Below are 18,836 nucleotides of genomic sequence, written 5' to 3' on the forward strand. Positions count from 1 at the left end.
ACTGGGAACCTGATGTACTACGGAATTCGAAGCAAGAAGTACGGAATTCAAATGAACCGTAAAAGAGTAGTATTTATCCCTATTTCAAGGTCTTTCTATATTGTGAAGGGGTCATTTTCATTCTGCTTTTAAAGAAGTTGGCAAAATGATTGGGATAGTTGTAATACAGATCAAAGGCAATTTCCTTTACACTCATATCGGTATGGGAAAGCTTGGATTTGGCAAGGTTTAAAACATGGGCGTAAATAATATCCGATGCCGATCGATCCGTAATTCGTTTCACAATTGCATTAAAGTGATTGGGGTGCAAATTCAATTGCTCGGCATAATACTGTACTTGGTTGGGCAAAGCGTTGGGATAGTGCTGTCCGGGATGAAAGGCGAGGTCCAGTTGCGTCTTAAAACGACTGACCACCGCCAGATCCTGGGAGCGCTGCGCCGTTGTCACCGAGGATTTGTCCACCGAATAGTCATATAATCGCGCTACTTTGTGTAATGCAATGTGAACGTAGTGTCTAATGATTTTCTCGGCATTGGCCTTATCGGAACGATGCTCCTTGTACATATCCTCAAAAAGGTCCACAAACAAATGCGCGTCCCCCTCGCTTATTTCCATGGGAATGGTATTATCTATAAGCAGAAAGGGAAACGTTTCCGTTATACGCTTTCGCGAAAGGGTTCCCCGATAGAAGTCTTCGGAGAAAATGATATAGAAACCTTCCCAGTTGGGCGCTATATCCCATTGTATGATTTGATAGGGCGAGTTGAAAAATAGTGTGGCCTTTTTGTTTTCCGTCGTATAGTTTCCCGATTTGGCGTACCCACCGCCGTCCAGTTTAAGGGCCAGGGCATAAAATTCGTGCTTAAAAGGATGCATTTGTGGCTTTACTGTACCCATATTCTCCTCAAAACTGCGGATATCAAAGGAATCCCACTTTGGTGCGGGGATACCTATGCCCTTACAATAGGCCTCTAATGTTGAAAAGTGTTGCATCATCCGGAAAATACTTTGGAGGTATAAAGTACTAAAGAATCACAAATCGAGATAAGGTCGGACATAACTATTTTTGGTCGGGAAAAGCAAATAAAGCTTCTGAAATCCAATAGGTTTCTTTCTTACGTAGTTTTGAAGACGTAGGAATACCCAAGATACAGTAGCTGTTTCCACACCACAATATCTTTTGGTTTCACAACAAAAGGGGACTTTTGAACTGCATTTCATCGATTAATTTTGTACTTTTTCCGAAAACATAACTTTTTTGTAAGTAAATTCTGTACAAAATTAGGTTCTATCCATAGTATTGGAACCTATACTTTTTAGCCTATGCAAAAACGTTTCTACCTCGTACTAGTTTTGATTTGTATCTCTACAACACTTTTTGCCGGGGTCTCCAAAAAGGAAAGGGAAATACTTATCGATTTTTACAAGAGTACCCAAGGCGAAAATTGGATGATCAACTGGGATTTCTCCAAACCGGTTTCCACATGGCATGGTATAGAAGTGAAGAACGGTAAAGTGGTATCCCTTTCACTCTTCAATAATAATCTAGGAGGAACCTTGCCCTTTTCCTTGGGCAAGTTAAGGCATTTGGAAGTATTGAACCTGGCCTTTAACCATATAGGCGGAACTATTCCCGAGAACATTGTGCGTTTAAAGGAATTAAAAGTGCTGCGATTGGGAAAGAACCACTTTACGGGTACTATCCCCGAGGCTATTGGAAATCTTTCAAATTTGGAAGTATTGGATATGTTTGACAATATGCTTTCCGGCGAAATACCCAAGGGCTTGGGCGAGTTGAAAAAAGTGAAATGGCTCTATCTCTCGAACAACGAATTCAGAGGTTCACTTCCCGGAGAATTAGGGAACATGGAATCTTTGGAACGTTTGGAACTGTCCGGCAACCATATAAAAGGAGGTATTCCGGAAGACATGGCCAAGCTTAAAAATCTGAATACTTTGGTTCTTTCCGAGAACGAGTTTACGGGCAAGCTACCCAAAGGTATATTGTCCTTACCACAGCTTGCGCAACTACAGCTTCAACATAATTTTTTGGATACCTTTGATCTTGGGGATATCCATACAATGTCCGAGCATTTGGCCCTTTTTGATTTTGATGGAAACGGCCAAGACTACAAAAAAAGGGATTTCAAACGCTTTAGTCTAAACATGGAGGAAATCCGTACTGCGGATACCAAGTTCGAGGACATGGACGACTAGGGAATCACTTCCTTTCTTCAAATAGATTTTTTGATAAACCCTACTACGGAGGTTGGGGAGAGCCAGGTACTTGCAAAGAACTCCTATGCCTTACTATTTAAGGTCTATAGTCTAAAATACTTGAAAAATTAAGAAATTATATATACTGAACGATTAATATAGTACGTTTAAATTAAGAGGATTCTTTCAAAAGAGAAACTAAAAACCACATGTTTTTTTTGTTTTACAATTAAAAGTAAGGGGTTTGCAACAAGTATTTTTCCAAAACCCTTTGCGCTTTTACATTGTAATCCTAATTCATAAAATTATATAGCGATGTACACGGAAATCTATTTGGTAGACGATTTGGAAATGACAAATGTAATGCATCAGGTACTGTTTCGGCAATTGGGAATGGAGGACAGGATAAAGTCCTATACCAATCCTGAAGAAGCCTTGGACGACTTACGTATGGACAAGGACAGTGCCGAACCGAAATTGGTCCTTTTGGACATTTGTATGCCCGAAATGAACGGTTTTGAATTTTTGGAATTTATGGTCCTGGAGGAATTTCCAGTGAACATCGATGTCATTATCGTGACTTCTTCAACTGAACCGGCAGATAGAATCTTGTCGGAACAATACCCACAGTTTGTAAAGGGGTTTGTTCAAAAACCTTTGCAAATTGAAAACTTGGTCGAAATTATGTCCGGTTCTTACTGTGTATAATTTCTTGGGTATTATTTACCCTTTTGGAAGTGTAGTTGCCAATATCAATTTTTTATACCAAGCAACAGCAGGGAATCTCCTTGCTCAAATTCAGCATAACTTTCAATGGAAAGAATCTTAAAGTACCGCCCAAAGAATTCTTCAAGACTTTCTTTAGTGTGATACTTTACAAAGAGGCCCTTGAATATTTCTGAACCTTCCCCTTTCCAAAAGGAATGACAGATTACACCTCTGGTATTAAGAACTTCATACTGCCTTTTGACAGAGTCGGCCAGTTCATGATTTTTTAGATGGTGCAAGACTTTGTTCGAATATATTCCATCAAACCTTTCCAAGGTCCGTAAGCTAATTGCATCTAACTCAAGGAACGTTCCACCTGGGTTTTCGGTTCGTAAGTGGTTCAAAAACCCAGTAGAGTTATCCGACCCGATAACGTGGTAGGATCTGTTCAAAATTTTCCAGTCCGTTCCCGGACCTGAACCTATTTCGAGTAAAGTGGATTCTGGTGCCAAAATATGTTGAAGTTTTTCAATAAGTTGTTTTCCGTTGACATCCTTTGCCAAACGGATGTATTCTTCAACGGATTCTTTGGTTTTGTAATATTCCCCTCCCATCCTTATTTCGGAATCCTTTGCATTCTGGGTTTCAATCGTTTAATTAGGTTTTCTTTCGTAAAGATAGAATTTGCCCAATACTGGCCAAATGCGAAAGAAATACAATGGGAACAATGACCGTTGGAAGCCAGACCAACGGGAAATAGGTCACCCCAATGTTCGGTTGGTCAAAGGCCATTTTCTGAAATGGTGTTTGTGCACTTAAAACGGCAATGGTCAGGATATTAAGCAGTAGCCCCAGACAAACAATATTCCAAAGCAAAAGCCCATTGAGCCCCACCTTCTTGTTTACAAAGACCAAATTATACAGTATGGGTGCCGAGAGTCCGGAAAGAATATCAAAATTGTAGCCTTCAAATGTCATCAAATCCGGTACCAGACCTTTTAGGAATACAAAATAGAGCACCAATTCAACCGGTACCCTGATGCAGTGTAACAGTGTTAACCACTTTAAATCCAGGTTGTCCATAAACCTTTTGCCTTTTTTGGTTAGGGGAAGTAACAGCACAAAAAGAAGTACCGGCCCTAGTAGGAAAATAAACCGGGGAGGCAAGGCATCCGGTTTTTGATAAAAACCATTGAACCCTAAGATGCCGACGATACTACTCCATATGAGGATAAATAGTATCACCCTTCTATTTCCTGAAGCCTTGAAAAATAACCAAATGGTAGCTATTGTGGTAAGGATAAATCCGATTGTGGTGCAAACCGATACTTCTGCCATTTTTTTGATTTTATGGCAAAGTTCCCATGAAATTCACAGCCGTTACTTGACAAAAGGCAAGAAATGGAAAAGGTCACAATTTTTTTCGCAACCTGCTTAGCGTACTGTCCGTAATACCTAGATAAGAGGCTACATATTTTAACGGTGCGTGTTGCAAAATCTTGGGTCTTAAAAGCAATAGATCTTGATAGCGTTGTTCGGCGGTTCGGTTGATCATCCCATAGTTTCTTTTTTTTGAGGAGATGAATTCCTTTACGAGGATGGCCCGTCCAAAATCCCGAAAAGCAACTTTGTTGTGAAAAAGTGCATTGAGTTCCTTATACGAAATCCTGAATCCAAAACAATCCGTAATCGCTTGAATGTTTGCTTCTGACCGGACACGGTTGAAAAAAGAAGTGACCTCAAAGACCACATTGTCCTCCGTAAAAAAATCCGTGGTTATTTCGTCACCTTTTAAATCGTATAAAAAAGTGCGCATAAAGCCTTTTTGGAGGTAGAAATAATCATCGCTGATTTGATTTTCCCTCACTAGAAATCCCCCTTTTTTAAGCTGCAAAGAGTGGAAGGAGTCGGCAATCTCTAAGGCATCTTCCCGTGAAATGGGAACAATGCCCAGAATGAAGTTTATAAGCAAATCCCGATTTTCATCCATCCTTCAGCGTATTGGCAAGGGCCGTTGTTTCATTTGACAATTTTGACAAACGGTACTGATGGTACTAGTTTCTGCACCGGATTGGGTCTATTTTAGGCGAACAAATCCAAAATAGGTTTTCCTTGTCCATCCGGTGTGGTATAGAAAGGTCTCCCCTCAATAACATAGTTTGTTTCGGGATGAATACCCAAAGCATGATATAGTGTCTGATGTACTTGGTCTATCACTACGGTATTTTCAATGGACGAGCAGGGTCTTTCATCCGCCGTTTTTCCGTAGACCAATCCTTTCTTTATTCCGCCTCCCCACAATAATATGGAACTACCGTCCGTAAAATGCCTGTGCATTCCGTAGAATTTTTCGTCTTCGATGATGTCCGGTTGATTCACCTGATCTTTTACCTTTTTCCCTGGGCGACCTTCGAGCAAGGCATCCCGACTAAATTCACTTGCCAGCACAATGAGGGTTCTTTCCAAATGTCCCGATTCGTCCAGATCCTTAACGAGTTGGGCCACGGGACCGTCTATCAGTTCCTTCATTTTAACTACACGGGTATGTCCATTCTCATGGGTGTCCCATCCTAGGAACGGTTCATATTCGGTTGAAACGCTCACGAACCGCGCACCGTTCATGGCCAACCTTTTGGCGGTCAAACATCCCAATCCAAATCTTCCAGTATTATAAATAGCATACTTCTCTTTGGGCTCTTGTGTTAAATCAAATACTTGGGACTCGGGCGAATTCAAGAGGCGGTAGGACTGCTCCATGGACCGTATCAAGGACTCCCTTTGGTAGTCACTACCTTGTTCCATTAGTTTGCTCCGGTTGGTCAATTCGGTATACAGTTTGTATCTTGCCTCGAACCTTTTGAGGGACATTCCTTGCGGAGGTCTTACGCTATCAAGTCCGGTCGATGGATCCGGAATCAAAAACGGACCATATTCGCTACCGAGAAAACCGGCAGAATGAAAAGCCTTTAATTCCTCACCTTCCCCGACGGTAAAACGTTGGCCCATGGCAATAAAAGGAGGGATCACAGGGTTTTTGGGGCCTAATTCCTTTGCAATCCAAGCTCCGATGTGCGGGGCTTGTACGGATTGTGGTGGTTCATAACAGGTATGCCAGTGATACTGATGCCTCGTATGAAGGATATGCCCCAGATCGGCCGATTTGTAGGATCGGATAATAGCCCCTTTGTCCATAACGCTACCGATGGACTCAAGCCCTTCGGAAAAATCCAGACCATCCACAACAGTCGGCACTTTGGGAAATGTGCTTAAGACCCGTTTGCTCTCCACTCCCTTTTTGTACGGTTCATAGGCTTTAGGGTCGAATGTTTCGGTATGGGCCATACCACCGGCCATCCACAAAAGGATTACGGTATCTGCCTTGGACGTAATCTTAGGTGCCGAGGAACATGAATTTAAGAAACTGACCGTAGGAATGGTAGTGGTCGCCGCGGCAAGGCTGGCCGCCCCCATTTTCTTCATAAACTCCCTACGTGAATTCTGCAAATACTCTTCCATAACTATTCTTAATAGATGAACTGAAATTCAGGTAAAAGCAAGGTAGCCCAAAACAGATCTTGTACACCTTCCTTATCCGGTGAACTCCCCAAAGCGGCAACGGTAACATCTTTTTCCTTTTTTGTGGGCTTTCGTCCTAGGGATTTTAGAAATAAGGAAGTTACCATATTTTCTGCATTACTATCATGTTCCCTCAACCAAATGCTGGCCCCTTCTTCCAATACCTGGTTAAAATATGCCCCATTAGTGAGTTCAAGGGCTTGCAATAAGGTGGCCTGATCATCCCGTGAGGTGGTCACATTTTCCCTGCTCGGGCGTCCCAGGGCTTTCATAAAGGGATGTTGCCTCACCAGACTGGCACGGGCAAATGGGGGGATACTGTCCCCGAATTTGAAATCCAAAAGCCTATCCCAATGTTTGGAACCGTAATTCCGTACCGCTTTCCAATGTCTATCATCGAATGATACATCCCGCCAATCCTTATCCGAAGTTACGTCAGTACTTTTCCATCCTTGGCCATTACCGGATTCCACGATGGTTTCCAGGCTATCCTCTTGATGGACTTTCATCCGGAACAAGATTCCGGCGGGGTTGGCTATATTCCCTTCATTGGTCCCCTCAATGGCAATTATATTTTTTCTGGGATTCAGGAATTTGGTTACATCCAGTTTATCTACTTTTCTCCAATCCGTGCCCGTGGAAACCTTATGGCCATTTAAATAAAATACGTAGGAATGATCTACCGAGATCAGGGCATCGGCCCTAATGATTTCTTTGCCGGTCAAAGCGAATGTGTGGCGGAAATACCGTTTTCCCGGATTCGGGAGTACATCCCGATCCGATTTTATTTCCCTATGCCAAATTCTGTTGGGGGATCGGTCCATTCCGGAAGGGTCATAAGCCGCAGCATAGTACACCGGGGCTATGATTTGGCTAACGGCATCTGCAAACTGTTCGGCGCTCATACGCCGGATTACCGGGCCGTTAAATACGTATTGGGCCGATTTTATTTGTTCCAATTTTTTATAGCCGGCCGCTGGGAGCTGATAGGTTTTTGAAGTCATGATGGTCTTTATCAACCGTTTTAGGTCATGTCCGGAATCAATGAAATCCGAGGCCAACCAGTCAAGCAAAGCCCCGTCCCAAGGCATATTGTCCATCTCATCCACAGGCTCTATGATGCCCCTTCCCATCAATCTTTCCCAAATTCTATTGGTAATGGTCCGGTATAACCTCCCGTTCTCGGGTTTTACCATGAGGTCCGAAAGTTTGGACAAACGTTCCCCTAAGCTATCCGCTTCCACCGATCCCAATTCTGGATATAGGAAATTCACCTTGGCCATCTTTCCGATAGGCTTGTCACATCGGTTGAGTTCCAGTACAGAATCGGCAAATATAGAAGCAAAGCCATAGGCCTGATCTAGGGTAAGGTTACTTACAAAACTATTGTGACAAGAAGCACATTTAACATTGACCCCCATCAAGGATTGGCCGATATTTTGGGCAGCCTGCATCTCGGTACGTTGACTGGAATTGATTGCTCCACGCCATTGTATACCTTTGATAAACCCTTCAGATTCGGGAGATGGATTTACCAGCTCACGAATCATACTGTCATACGGTTTGTTTTCCAATAAGGATTTGTATAACCAATCCGTAATTTGTTTCCTTCCACCGGTAATAAAACCGGTACCCGAATAATCGTTTCGAAGTAAATCGTTCCAAAAGCTTAGCCAGTGTTGGGTGTAATTATGGGTGTCGTTCAATAAACTGTCGATCAGTCTGTTTCGTTTGTTCGGGTCTGAATTGCTTGCAAATCGCTCAATTAGATCAGGCTGGGGGAGTAGGCCAACAATGTCCAAATAGGATCTCCGTATGAAAGTTTTGTCATCTACTACTTGTGGCCAGTCAACGGCATTTTTTTCAAAATACGCGCCTACTAACTTATCTACAGGGTGTTCTTCCCTGGTCGATTTTGGTAAATCCGGTTTGGTCAGGGCAAGTGGTGCTTCCGGAAATACTTTGAGTGCACGATCGGACCAGTGCGCCCCTTTTTCGATCCATAATCGGATCAAGGCAATTTCGTTGTCCCTCAATACCTTTCCTTTTTTTGGCATTACCCCATCTGCATTGGGAGGTAGGGTTATTCTCCTGTAGATTTCACTTTCCTCGGGTTTCCCCGCAATAATTACTTTTCCGGATTCCCCTCCTTTAAAAACCCCTCTTTTGTTTTCCAGGATCAGTTCTCCCTTTTGTTTGTTCTCACTGTGGCATTGATAGCAGTTGTGGGCAAAAATGGCCCGTACTTCCAAGTTAAGGTCGTCCAAATCGGTTTCCGACAAGGAATCCAATTGGTGCAATTGGGCCAATAAGGCCTCCGCTTTGCTGTTGTCGTAGGAATCCCGGTTTCCAGGGAGGGCACTGGACAAAAAATCCTCGCCATGTGTAAGACTGGCACCCAAATGACCGGTAACGGAAAGGAAAATAACCGATAGTGTTAAAACGAATCTATAGGCCAGATAACTCTTAAGTTTTCCCGATACCGTCTGCCGCAAGAGGAAGGCGGCAATAACACTTAGTACTGCTGTTAGTATGCCCAAATTCTGATGGATCTGCACCAGCTCTCCGGAGTAATCATCGAACATACGGAGCAACCATCCAAGGATCGTGGCCAATACGGCAAAAAACGCCCCGATAAATATCATCCAATTGATTCCCTCCCGAAGCCCGGGGCGCCTTCCTTTTAGGGTAAGCCATTCCAAAAAAAGCGCAACGACCAATAACCCTATGGGAAAGTGAACGATTAAAGGATGTAGCCGACCCAATACTTGAAACACTCCGGCCCATACATTTTCTTCCATGCTTGAAAATAAGGATATTTTTATAGAAACCTCTGGTTATTCTTGTGAAGTCCATTGGTAAACCTGCATAAATCCAAATACATGGGTTTTCTCTTTCCCGGCCATTTGCTTGTCCTCTTTAGTATGAATCCAATTTTCGGTATATTGGGTTAAAGAATCCCACTTTCTACAATAGCCTGATGGCTCCAAGGAGAGTGCGACTCAAACCAAGGAAAAGTATATCATGATGAATTCATCCGTTGAAATTGGACTTATTCTTGCCTCCCTTCTATTTTATGCAGATTTTGACGAGTCGTTCGATGCAACTTTCAGTGTAGGAAATGGGAAGGCCCAAATAGAAGTGGACCAATATGAGCCGTTCATCACCTCTGGGAACAATGGCAAATTCGGGGAAGCGGCAGAATTTGTTTATGAGGACAAATTGGAAACGATTTGGACAAAGGATGTTGCGCGCTATCGGGCAAAGGGGAATTTCCCCTATAACCATGGGGAAGCATTTGACGGTACCATTGGAATGTGGCTACAAATTGATATGGAAAGTCTAAAGGAACGTTCGCTCATCTGGCTAGATCCGGTCCATTTGCTTGCGGAGAGCGATCGTGACAATGGTAAAATTTGGATGGATTTTGTAACCAGCGAGCTGCCGGACACCCCAATTTTCCGGTTTGGCACCACTGGACGTCGCGACTTGCCCGGGAGTAAGGGTAGTCCAAACAAAAAATATGTGGTAACTGTTCCGCATATCGATTTCAGTGGCGATAGCTGGCATCATGTTGTAGGTACATGGACAAACCTGAACAGTTCCGGTAAAAGGGGAGTAATCCATGTGTATTTTGATGGTGTCCTTGTCGGTGAAATCAAGGGCTTCGATCACACGTTGGACTGGAACATAGATGACTGGGAAATCCGTATTGGTCTCGGATTCAAAGGAAGGATAGACGATTTTTTTATTCTCGATAGTTTTCTTCACGAAGAAGCGGTCAAAGAGGTTTACCGATCGGGAAAATCCCTGGGAGATTTTTTGGGATTGTAGAACAATACTATTTAATGATTGTTCCCCATTTTGTTTAAACCAATACTATTTATCGTTTGTCCTTTTAATTGCCATTTTCTTTTCCATCAATACTTTTCCAAACCATGGCCACTTTTCCTCTGGTTCGCATTGCTTCAATATATGCTATGGCATCCGGAATTTTATGAAATGGGTAGGTCTTGTCAATATGGACCTTAATTTTTCCGTTCTGTATCAGAGTTGCCAATGTCTCCAAGTCTTTGGTATTGGCTTCGGCCGTGAACTGAACCAAGGGGAATTTGCTAAAACCTGCTTTTATGAGCAACCACAACATATGTTTCAAAGTGGTAAAACCTACGAGCACCCCTCGTTTTCCCATACGTTTAAAATCCTGTAAAAAAAGGTTATCGTTCGTGTCCACAACAAGGTCGTATTTGTCATCATGTTTATGAATACTCTCTTTGTCGTAGGCAATAACCTTATCGGCATCCAAACCTTTTACGAAATTGATGTTTCTAGCAGAACAGACAGCGGTTACCTTGGCACCATATGCCTTTGCAATTTGGACGGCGAAATGGCCGACACCTCCTGAGGAACCGTTGATTAAAACCGATTCTCCCTTTTTAAGTCGTCCATGTTCCACAAGTGCCTGCAGTGCCGTTAATCCGGCAATGGGGACACTTGCCATTATAGGAAAATTAGTTTCTTTGGGCATGATGGCACAAACACTTGCCGGTGCAGAAATGTATTCTGCAAAAGAACCTCCCATAAGTGTCTCGCCAAAAACCCGGTCCCCAACCTTAAAGTGGGCTACGTTGTTTCCCGTTTCTTCCACAATGCCCGCAAAATCACCTCCCAGAATTTTGTCTTTGGGTTTAAACAAACCCGAGGAGAATCGTGCAAAAAAAGGCTTTCCACGAAGAATATGCCAGTCGGCCGGATTCGCTGAATTTGCCATTACCTTGACCAAAATGTGATTTTCCTTCAGGGCAGGTTTTTCGACCTCTTCCAGCTGCAGAATTTCCGGCCCCCCGTAGCTGTTTTTGGTAAAGGCCTTCATTGTATTATTCGATTTTCAAAGATTAATTTCATTTGGTCAATGGACTTTTTTATCAGAACACCAAAGGACAGAGCCAAGTTTTGTCCCAAATTTAAAGACATACGTTCAAGATAGGAAATAGCAGGGTTTAAAGGAAATTAAATTCCGGTTTTCAAAAGGGTGTGAAGTATTCGCTTGGTTGGCAATTTGTACCCTCCTAATAGCGAAAACTAGTTTAGGTTCAACTTCGTTTGGGAACTTCCATCCACCTTCATGGTATAAAGTTCCAAATGGCCATTTTTACAGCTACAGAATACAATTTTACTTCCATCCGGAGACCAGCTGGGATATACATCCAAATACATATTGGATGTGATTTGGCTCGTTTGGCCCGATTTTAAATCTAAAATGAATATTTCGGAACTGTTAGTGGACTTTTTAGACTTTTCGGTTTCCTTTGAAAATGAGGCTTTGGATTTTCTGGACGAAAACACGATTCGATCTCCTTTCGGGGACCAGCTAAAGGAAATTTCCTCACGACTATCCGGGGTAAGATTCCTTTTTTCCGTTCCATCGGAATTCATGAGCCAAATATCCTCCTGACCGGACTCCCCTGAAATAAAGGCTATTTGCTCCCCATTGGGAGACCAATGTGGAGAATAATCCAACACATTGTTATACGTAAGCCTGGTATTGTTTGTACCATTTGGGTCCATAACATAAATTTCCCAGTTTCCGTCCGAAGTTGCAACATACGTCAATCGATCCATGTCCGGGGACCAATCCGGATCTAAATTTTTGCCCTGTAAATCTGTTAAGGGCACTTCCTTTCGATTGTCCAGATTCATAGAAAACAAAGCCGAGTATTTTTTGTCCTTTTCGGTGCGAAAGAAAAGAACGCTTTTTCCATCGGGTGAAATTACCGGTACGCGTTCTTGATGTGGTGTGATCGTAAGTCTTTCAGCTTTGGATTTCACATAATCAAACCGATAAATTTCCCGATTCCCGGATATGTTACTGTGAAATGCTATCCACTTTCCGTCTTTGGACCACTTTGGAGAAAAAAAGGATTTTTGGCCAAGATCACATTCCTGTCCCGATGTCGGTAATCCGGTTACCAAAAAGATGACCAAAAAGATTTGATTGATTTTGACACTGACCATGGATTTGGATTTTCGCCAAAGTAATTCTTTTATTGGCTTGAATTCAGTTTGAGATGTTCGAATGGAAGAATGTATACAACAATCTACTTATTCGGGTATAGCGTATTGATATGTTGTTATGGAATGCTATGTAGTGCCGTACCTTTTTTTGATCTCCATGAATATCCAGACCCCGATAGCTATTCTGACCAAAGGTTGTAAATAAGCGTAGACCCATTTGTAGCACCAATTGACCATTTCATTTAGGGATGTTACACCCAGGTAGTATCTGGCGAATGAGGACAAACTAAGAATGCCGATAAACAAAAGGGCAATCCCGATCCATTTTCCCAGTCCGTTTTCCCATATCAAAGCTGCCCCATAAAATAGGGAACCAAGGCTAAAACCATAAATGACCAAAAAATACTGGCTATCGGAGATACCATTGGCGGCCTTGATCAAGGTTGCAAACATATTCTTTGAAACCTCGTCATCCGCACCGACATATCCAGGTCGCCAAATTTGGTTCAGCGCATCGATCAAGAGCGATTGTTGGGCCATTTCCGTATAGGCCCAGATCAATAGAAAAAGCGTCCCGAAAACTATCTGCAACGGGTATTTTTTGAATAACAAATAGGCCACTCCAAGGCTGGCCAATAGGTTTACCTGTGGGTGGATAAAAAGAATCCAAAGCTTGCTGAGGTAAAGACCGTTGGTGTAAAGGGATAATCTGGTTTCAAAATCAGTTGCATCCGGATTGGGAAGAAAGATAAGTAAGGCCGTGGTCAGGGCTCCGAGGAAAGAGCAAACGGCCGTCGTTTTTAGGAAGTAATCGTGATTTTTACCGTGTTCCATAATTTCTGCCAACCTTTAAACCAAGTATAACGGTATGTCCAGACATGGTAGTCAACGATTGGAGGCCATTGAAGTTTTGGCCCCTGTTCACAGTGGTATTTATTTCAATTCTTCCACAATGATATCCGTCCCGAGATATTCATTGGTTCCTTTTATATACCAGTTTCTAATTCTGGGAATCTTTATTCCATCAATTTCAAATTCACTTTCAAATTTGATGATCTCTTCTTCCCTTCCCGGATCTTCCGGATGATTAAACTCGATTGCCAACAAAGTATAGGTCTCCACTTCAATGAGCAATGTCCAATGCTTGCTTATCATTTCATCCTTTAATTCCATGGCGACCCTGTACACTTCCATACCTTCATATTCCGCTTTTTGGGCCGGTCTTATCTGCTCCCAAAGGTTATCCGATAGGGACATAGGAAGGCCATACATTAACTTGTAAAATTTTTTATGACCCCTACTCCTCTCCACGTTTAGCCTGTATTGCTCAATAATGATTTTTGGTAGCTCGGATTCTCCGTTAAGGAATATTTTACTTTCCCCATCTCCGGTAAGTATTCTTTTAACAACTCCGTCTTCTCGGAACCTTTCCATTTCAAAATAATCATCGGAATTGTTAAGGCTCAATTTGGTATATCTTTGCGGGTTGTTTACCCTTGGTTCCTGGATGTGTAACTTAATCTCCGATGTTGCCCAAACTTGGTTACTATCGTATTTTTCTTTTACTTGACTTAGTATATAGACACTGTTTTTGCAATTGGGATTATTGGTTTTCCACCCCAATGTTATCAATATGAATAAAAAAACGGTAACTAATTTCAATGTTTTCATGGTAATGCTTTTTACAATGGCACCAATGGCCTATTCCGAGATAGTACTAAGATAGCTTTTTGTGTCGGATTTAGCGGCTCGGATGTTTTGAAAATTTATCGCAATAGGTTACGAAACAACGATTTAACAACTTCAGCGTACCGATGGGAGTTTAGTGCTCGATTTTTCTTAGATCCGTACCATCCACGTTGATGGAGAAAATACTTCTTCCGGGACCTCTATCCGATTGAAAGATTAGTCTTTTCCCGTTTGGCGACCAATCTGGGAAAAGGTCATTGTCCTTATGGAAAGTCAGTCTATATTCTTTCCTGGTTTCTAAATCCAGTATATAAATGTCCCAGTTGTCATTTTTTTGGGCAGCATAGGCCAATTGGCTTTGATCGGGGGAGAAAGTTCCCCCGAATTCCCTTATCTCGTTACGGGTTATTTGTTCTGCCTCCTTATTCCGCAAGTCGATGAGGTAGAACTCCTGTGTATCGGTAAACAATGGGGAGATGAAGAGAATTTGGTTGTCCTTGGTCCATGTGGGCTCCCATGAATTGGGCCTACCGGTTTCAAATTTCGACTCCGTTTCGGTTTTCAGGTCATACATAAACAATTCCGCATCTCCGTTGCGCGAAGAATTATACACGATCTTTTTGCCATCAGGGGACCAACTAGGTTCGTGGCCATCAAAAGTGGTAAGCTGTGTCTTGTTTGATCCATTGGACCGTATCATGAATAAGTGCCATTGGTCATCCTTACCTCCCGCATAGGCCAAACGACTACCGTCCGGCGACCAACTGACCCCTTTTTTGTAATACCCGTCGCTGGTCAATTGTTGTACATCCGTGCCATCTGTGTTCATAACATACAGTTCATTGACCTTAATATCGAGCCCATCACGTGAGACAAAAGCAATTTTTTCCCCATTAGGCGACCATGCCGGACGGCTATCGAATACTTCGGGAGTTGTTTGAGTATGTACATTGCTGAATCCCAAGAGTACCGGTGCCCATACCAGGATAATCAGTGCATAATACTTTGCCATGGGCAGTGTATTAAAGTTGGAATATTAATTGAACCATATTGAACGGATTTATTGCTTCATCTTATGGGTTCAAGGAATCGATAATATTCAAATCCTTGTTAATTCTGCGAACCGTTACGTTTTATTTGGGAATCGGAATAGATATCCTGGATTTCTTTACAAATCAAGGCGTATTCATGCTGCCAATACCATTCACCCACTTGATGGAATTCAAGAACCTCTCTAAAAAGGCTATTCGCGTCTTTGAATCTACCGGATTTGAAATGCGCTTTACCACGCAAAAACGTTTTATAATACCCGTTACGGCTATAGGTATGCAATATGGTCAAAGCGCTGTCCGGAAGGCCTTTCTCTATTAAGATTCTTGCCCAAATTCCCCCAAATCCATTTTTGTTGCTCTCAAAGTCGGCCTCAAAATTGGTATAGGATTCATTATAAAGGCCCTTTTTAAAAAGGTACATGCTTCTGAAATAAGTATAGTCATCCTTGATGACACTGATGGTCTTTGGATTGTCGGTCGGATTCAGAAACGCGAGGCCTTCATCAAAGTACCGTGCTGCCGAGTCTGGTAGGTGCGCCGTAAGGTAAATATTGCCTATTAAGTGATAATCCCAATACGGATGTTCCAATCTTGGGGAAAATGGGGTATATAGTTTTTTGGATATGGGGATCCTTAATCTCATGAAATTGATGGCTTGGGCTATGGAGTCCTTTTTAATGGATAAAACCGATGCAATGGAATAGGCTTCTCTTCGGATTTGGTCACGTTTACTTTTTAGCATCGTACGGACAAGGGTTTTGGCTTTTTCCTCCTCGCCTATAAAACAATAGATTGATGCCATAGATCCATAGGCACTCAACTTGGCCAGGGAGTCCCTGTGTATAATTTGGTTTAAAAGCGCTAAGGACCGGTCATAATTACCCTGGATGGAATTGACCAAGGCTACGGCATAGATGTTTTCAATATCGGTAGAATCTTGCCCATAGGTATACGTGAACAAGGTATCGGCTGAATGGATATCACCATTATAGTAATAGGAGAAACCTGCGTTCCTGATAGAGCGAATCTTGTCACTTTTAGGTAAATCGGTATTGACAAGGCTATCCATAAGTAGATCGACCTTGTTTTTTTGAACCATGGAATCTTTGTTGGACTTGGAACATGTGCCTAGTACCATGGTCTGTACTACTAATGCAAGAAGGAAATGAATTTTCATCTTTAAAATGTGTCCGAAAAGAATGCAGAATATCTAATGACTAAAATATTCTAATCTTGGATCGATGGATGGGAAAACCTTTACGGTTGTGTATGGCTAGATCTAAATGGACATATATTCCGAACAACGCAGGAAGTTATACGGAGTCCTTGGTTTTCGTTTTAGGAAAGTCAGAATAGTTTACCCTTTTTAGACCTTAAAAGCCTTTCTGGATAAAAAAGCACTTGAATTAAATTGTATTCCAATTGGCTAAAATTGAACTTTTGTCCTTCTACCTCAAAAGAAGAGAAGGGATACCACCTCAGATTTGTTCTTAAAATTAACGCTTCACTTGTTTTTCCAGGCACAATATCCCACCCAATGGTGAGACCAGGTTCCAAACTCCTAAAGGTCAATTTTTTTTGTATGATATCCCTTTCTTTTTCTTCATAGTTAATGGTATCGTAAGCTAGGTTTGCACCCACATAGGGCGCAAAACCCGAATAATCTGTTAGAAACTTGTTGACTTCCAAAACAAAGGAGGTTTTGCGTACGGTTTGCTTGGTTTCAAAACCCTCCCTGATAAATCTGGGGTTTCTAAACGATATGGTCGAAAACATGTTCCAATTGTTGAACTGATAGCCCAAAGCAATATCAAAGTACGATTGTGAAGCTTCCTTATCATTTAGGTAGGCGAAGTTGTTCCTGTTGTATTTCGCACTTTCCAGGGAAAAGGAAATGGAAGGCCCGATACCGACAAAAACATCCCCAAAGGTCACGGAATCATATCCAAGACTTGATACGGTAGGATATTCGTTCCATTTTTCATTTAACCGCGGATTACCATTTTGTTTTGAGAAATCGGTGGTGTAAAGAAGCCCAAGATTTATACCATAGTCCGGTGTTTTTATGGTTTCAAAACGTGTCTTGGAAATGGGATAGCTCCATTCGTTGTTCGGCAAGTAATTAACGCTAAGTCTTAAAGCGAAGTCCTTATAGTTATATACTAGACCTGCATCAAAACCGAGCTCAATATTTTTTTCGAACTGTGGCAGGATATCATTATCAGTAATAATTTGCGTAAATTCCAGGGCGGACCAGCTGAGACCTACAAAGGGCCTTACTTTTTTTTCTTCAATGGCCCATGGGTAGAAACGGGCTCCCGTAACGGCAAAATGCTTAAAATCGGCATCCGTAATATCCGATTTTTGCAGATTTAACTTTCCCAAAGGAAAGGAAACATAGAACTCAGCCTTCCCCCAAAAATGAAAGGCTCCCCAGTACAGTGTGGAGTGCAGGGATTCGGAATTTTTGAAGCTTACCGTTTGATCGTTATCCAGCCGTTTCCCCGTGAACGAAGGAAAATAGGTTCCGCCCAGTTCAAAATAACCTTTGGCAAAATCCAGCCTTTCTTTTTTTACTTTGACCGGGGTATCGGTTTGAGCCATTATACTGATGGCGGATAGCCATAGTAGGGGGATTAAAAGGGACTTTATCATTTTTTTGATTGAAGAATCGTTCCCGTAAAGATGACGTATTAAAACCCAGCCGACAATCGGGAAATGGTATGAAATGAAGAAAAGACCCAAAAATCATACAAAAGTATGATTACTCTATTCCAAATTAATTATTTGATTATCAGAACTGTAAGCTCATATCTATTCTTTACACCGCATTTTCTGTAGATATTACTTGTATGCGTTTTTACTGTAGGTAGGGAGATAAATAGTTCTTCCGAAATGTTTTTGTAGGTTTTCCCCTTGAGCAAATGTGTGGCTATTTCCTTTTCCCGTTCAGTCAAAGAATAATTTTTAAAGTGTTGCTCAATGGGTTCAATCTTGGATTTAAACAGGGCCAGCCGTTCCAAATCATCCAAAAGTTTGTTGGCCGATAAAAGAATGAAGATTAGGGGTAAGGTGAACCCAATATTTAAGGAATATCCACTCTCGGAAAGCGCATAATTTGCAAACAGGGAAATGGGTACAAGGATTAAAAAGGCAATGGCGAAAATCTGCTCCGCTTTTTCGCGATGTGCGATAATCCGCTTGGGTTTCGTAACTCGGATCAATACCATCGACAGCACAACCGAAATCCCCAAAAAGAAGATTACGGGATATTCCAAATACTTTAGAAAGTCAAAAAAATGCCCGACGACTATCAGCGGAAGCAAAATCAACACGATAACATAGAGCACATTTTTGGAATACTTTGGTATTTTATGTTTTCTTTCCGATAGCACATTTAATGGGGTTGCCATACCCACCAAAACCATCGCAAGCAGGGTAAATACGTTGGTCGTTTCAATAGCTTTTGTCCGCTCCAATAAAGGGGATATTGTTAATGAAACTATTAATAATAACAAGGAAATAGCCAGAGCAAGGGTTTCCCATTTCTCCAAGTTTCTTTTGTAACAAAGAAAACC

General features: G+C 42.0%; 17 protein-coding genes. 3 read left to right on the forward strand and 14 right to left on the reverse strand.

The window, feature by feature from the left end:
- Window positions 1-79 precede the first annotated feature (79 nt).
- Window positions 80-997 carry a helix-turn-helix domain-containing protein gene (locus tag ACO06Y_RS10445; protein ID WP_422083774.1) on the reverse strand — a complete coding sequence of 306 codons (918 nt, stop codon included), beginning with the start codon at window positions 995-997 and terminating at the stop codon, window positions 80-82.
- 327 nt (window positions 998-1,324) lie between these two features.
- Between ACO06Y_RS10445 and ACO06Y_RS10450 the strand changes: the two genes are divergently transcribed.
- Entirely contained in the window at window positions 1,325-2,218 is an 894-nt protein-coding gene (locus tag ACO06Y_RS10450) for a leucine-rich repeat domain-containing protein (protein ID WP_422083775.1), read from the forward strand.
- Between the two features lie 315 nt (window positions 2,219-2,533).
- Complete coding sequence (locus tag ACO06Y_RS10455) at window positions 2,534-2,926, forward strand: response regulator (RefSeq protein ID WP_422083776.1); 393 nt, start codon at window positions 2,534-2,536, stop codon at window positions 2,924-2,926.
- Window positions 2,927-2,970: 44 nt separating this feature from the next.
- Here the strand turns inward: ACO06Y_RS10455 and ACO06Y_RS10460 are convergent, their stop codons facing one another.
- The 5 genes from ACO06Y_RS10460 to ACO06Y_RS10480 all read right to left on the reverse strand — a co-directional run bounded on the left by ACO06Y_RS10460 (window position 2,971) and on the right by ACO06Y_RS10480 (window position 9,303).
- Window positions 2,971-3,540, reverse strand: coding sequence for a class I SAM-dependent methyltransferase (locus tag ACO06Y_RS10460; RefSeq protein WP_422083777.1), 570 nt, complete (start codon window positions 3,538-3,540; stop codon window positions 2,971-2,973).
- Between the two features lie 43 nt (window positions 3,541-3,583).
- Window positions 3,584-4,264, reverse strand: coding sequence for a hypothetical protein (locus tag ACO06Y_RS10465; protein ID WP_422083778.1), 681 nt, complete (start codon window positions 4,262-4,264; stop codon window positions 3,584-3,586).
- 73 nt (window positions 4,265-4,337) lie between these two features.
- Complete coding sequence (locus tag ACO06Y_RS10470; protein ID WP_422083779.1) at window positions 4,338-4,916, reverse strand: Crp/Fnr family transcriptional regulator; 579 nt, start codon at window positions 4,914-4,916, stop codon at window positions 4,338-4,340.
- 92 nt (window positions 4,917-5,008) lie between these two features.
- Window positions 5,009-6,442: a DUF1501 domain-containing protein gene (locus tag ACO06Y_RS10475; protein WP_422083780.1), complete on the reverse strand. Its 1,434-nt coding sequence runs from the start codon at window positions 6,440-6,442 to the stop codon at window positions 5,009-5,011.
- Between the two features lie 8 nt (window positions 6,443-6,450).
- Window positions 6,451-9,303 carry a DUF1549 domain-containing protein gene (locus ACO06Y_RS10480; RefSeq protein ID WP_422083781.1) on the reverse strand — a complete coding sequence of 951 codons (2,853 nt, stop codon included), beginning with the start codon at window positions 9,301-9,303 and terminating at the stop codon, window positions 6,451-6,453.
- Between the two features lie 223 nt (window positions 9,304-9,526).
- On the opposite strand from ACO06Y_RS10480, the gene ACO06Y_RS10485 reads away from it, so the two are divergent.
- Window positions 9,527-10,336: a LamG-like jellyroll fold domain-containing protein gene (locus tag ACO06Y_RS10485; protein WP_422083782.1), complete on the forward strand. Its 810-nt coding sequence runs from the start codon at window positions 9,527-9,529 to the stop codon at window positions 10,334-10,336.
- Window positions 10,337-10,400: 64 nt separating this feature from the next.
- Here the strand turns inward: ACO06Y_RS10485 and ACO06Y_RS10490 are convergent, their stop codons facing one another.
- The 8 genes from ACO06Y_RS10490 to ACO06Y_RS10525 all read right to left on the reverse strand — a co-directional run bounded on the left by ACO06Y_RS10490 (window position 10,401) and on the right by ACO06Y_RS10525 (window position 18,737).
- Window positions 10,401-11,375 (reverse strand): NAD(P)-dependent alcohol dehydrogenase, encoded by a 975-nt coding sequence (locus ACO06Y_RS10490; RefSeq protein ID WP_422083783.1) that lies wholly within the window; start codon window positions 11,373-11,375, stop codon window positions 10,401-10,403.
- 209 nt (window positions 11,376-11,584) lie between these two features.
- On the reverse strand, window positions 11,585-12,517 hold the full coding sequence (locus ACO06Y_RS10495) for a hypothetical protein (protein WP_422083784.1): 933 nt from the start codon (window positions 12,515-12,517) through the stop codon (window positions 11,585-11,587).
- 126 nt (window positions 12,518-12,643) lie between these two features.
- On the reverse strand, window positions 12,644-13,351 hold the full coding sequence (locus tag ACO06Y_RS10500; protein ID WP_422083785.1) for a hypothetical protein: 708 nt from the start codon (window positions 13,349-13,351) through the stop codon (window positions 12,644-12,646).
- 99 nt (window positions 13,352-13,450) lie between these two features.
- Entirely contained in the window at window positions 13,451-14,188 is a 738-nt protein-coding gene (locus tag ACO06Y_RS10505) for a DUF6503 family protein (RefSeq protein ID WP_422083786.1), read from the reverse strand.
- 151 nt (window positions 14,189-14,339) lie between these two features.
- Window positions 14,340-15,218, reverse strand: coding sequence for a DPP IV N-terminal domain-containing protein (locus ACO06Y_RS10510; protein ID WP_422083787.1), 879 nt, complete (start codon window positions 15,216-15,218; stop codon window positions 14,340-14,342).
- Between the two features lie 98 nt (window positions 15,219-15,316).
- Entirely contained in the window at window positions 15,317-16,435 is a 1,119-nt protein-coding gene (locus ACO06Y_RS10515) for a tetratricopeptide repeat protein (RefSeq protein WP_422083788.1), read from the reverse strand.
- Between the two features lie 170 nt (window positions 16,436-16,605).
- Window positions 16,606-17,913, reverse strand: a complete 1,308-nt coding sequence (locus tag ACO06Y_RS10520) for a hypothetical protein (protein WP_422083789.1) — start codon at window positions 17,911-17,913, stop codon at window positions 16,606-16,608.
- 128 nt (window positions 17,914-18,041) lie between these two features.
- Window positions 18,042-18,737, reverse strand: a complete 696-nt coding sequence (locus ACO06Y_RS10525; protein WP_422083790.1) for a response regulator transcription factor — start codon at window positions 18,735-18,737, stop codon at window positions 18,042-18,044.
- Between the last annotated feature and the right edge of the window lie 99 nt (window positions 18,738-18,836).

The organism is Ulvibacterium sp. (assembly GCF_965228935.1).
In the GTDB taxonomy this organism is placed as follows: domain Bacteria; phylum Bacteroidota; class Bacteroidia; order Flavobacteriales; family Flavobacteriaceae; genus Ulvibacterium.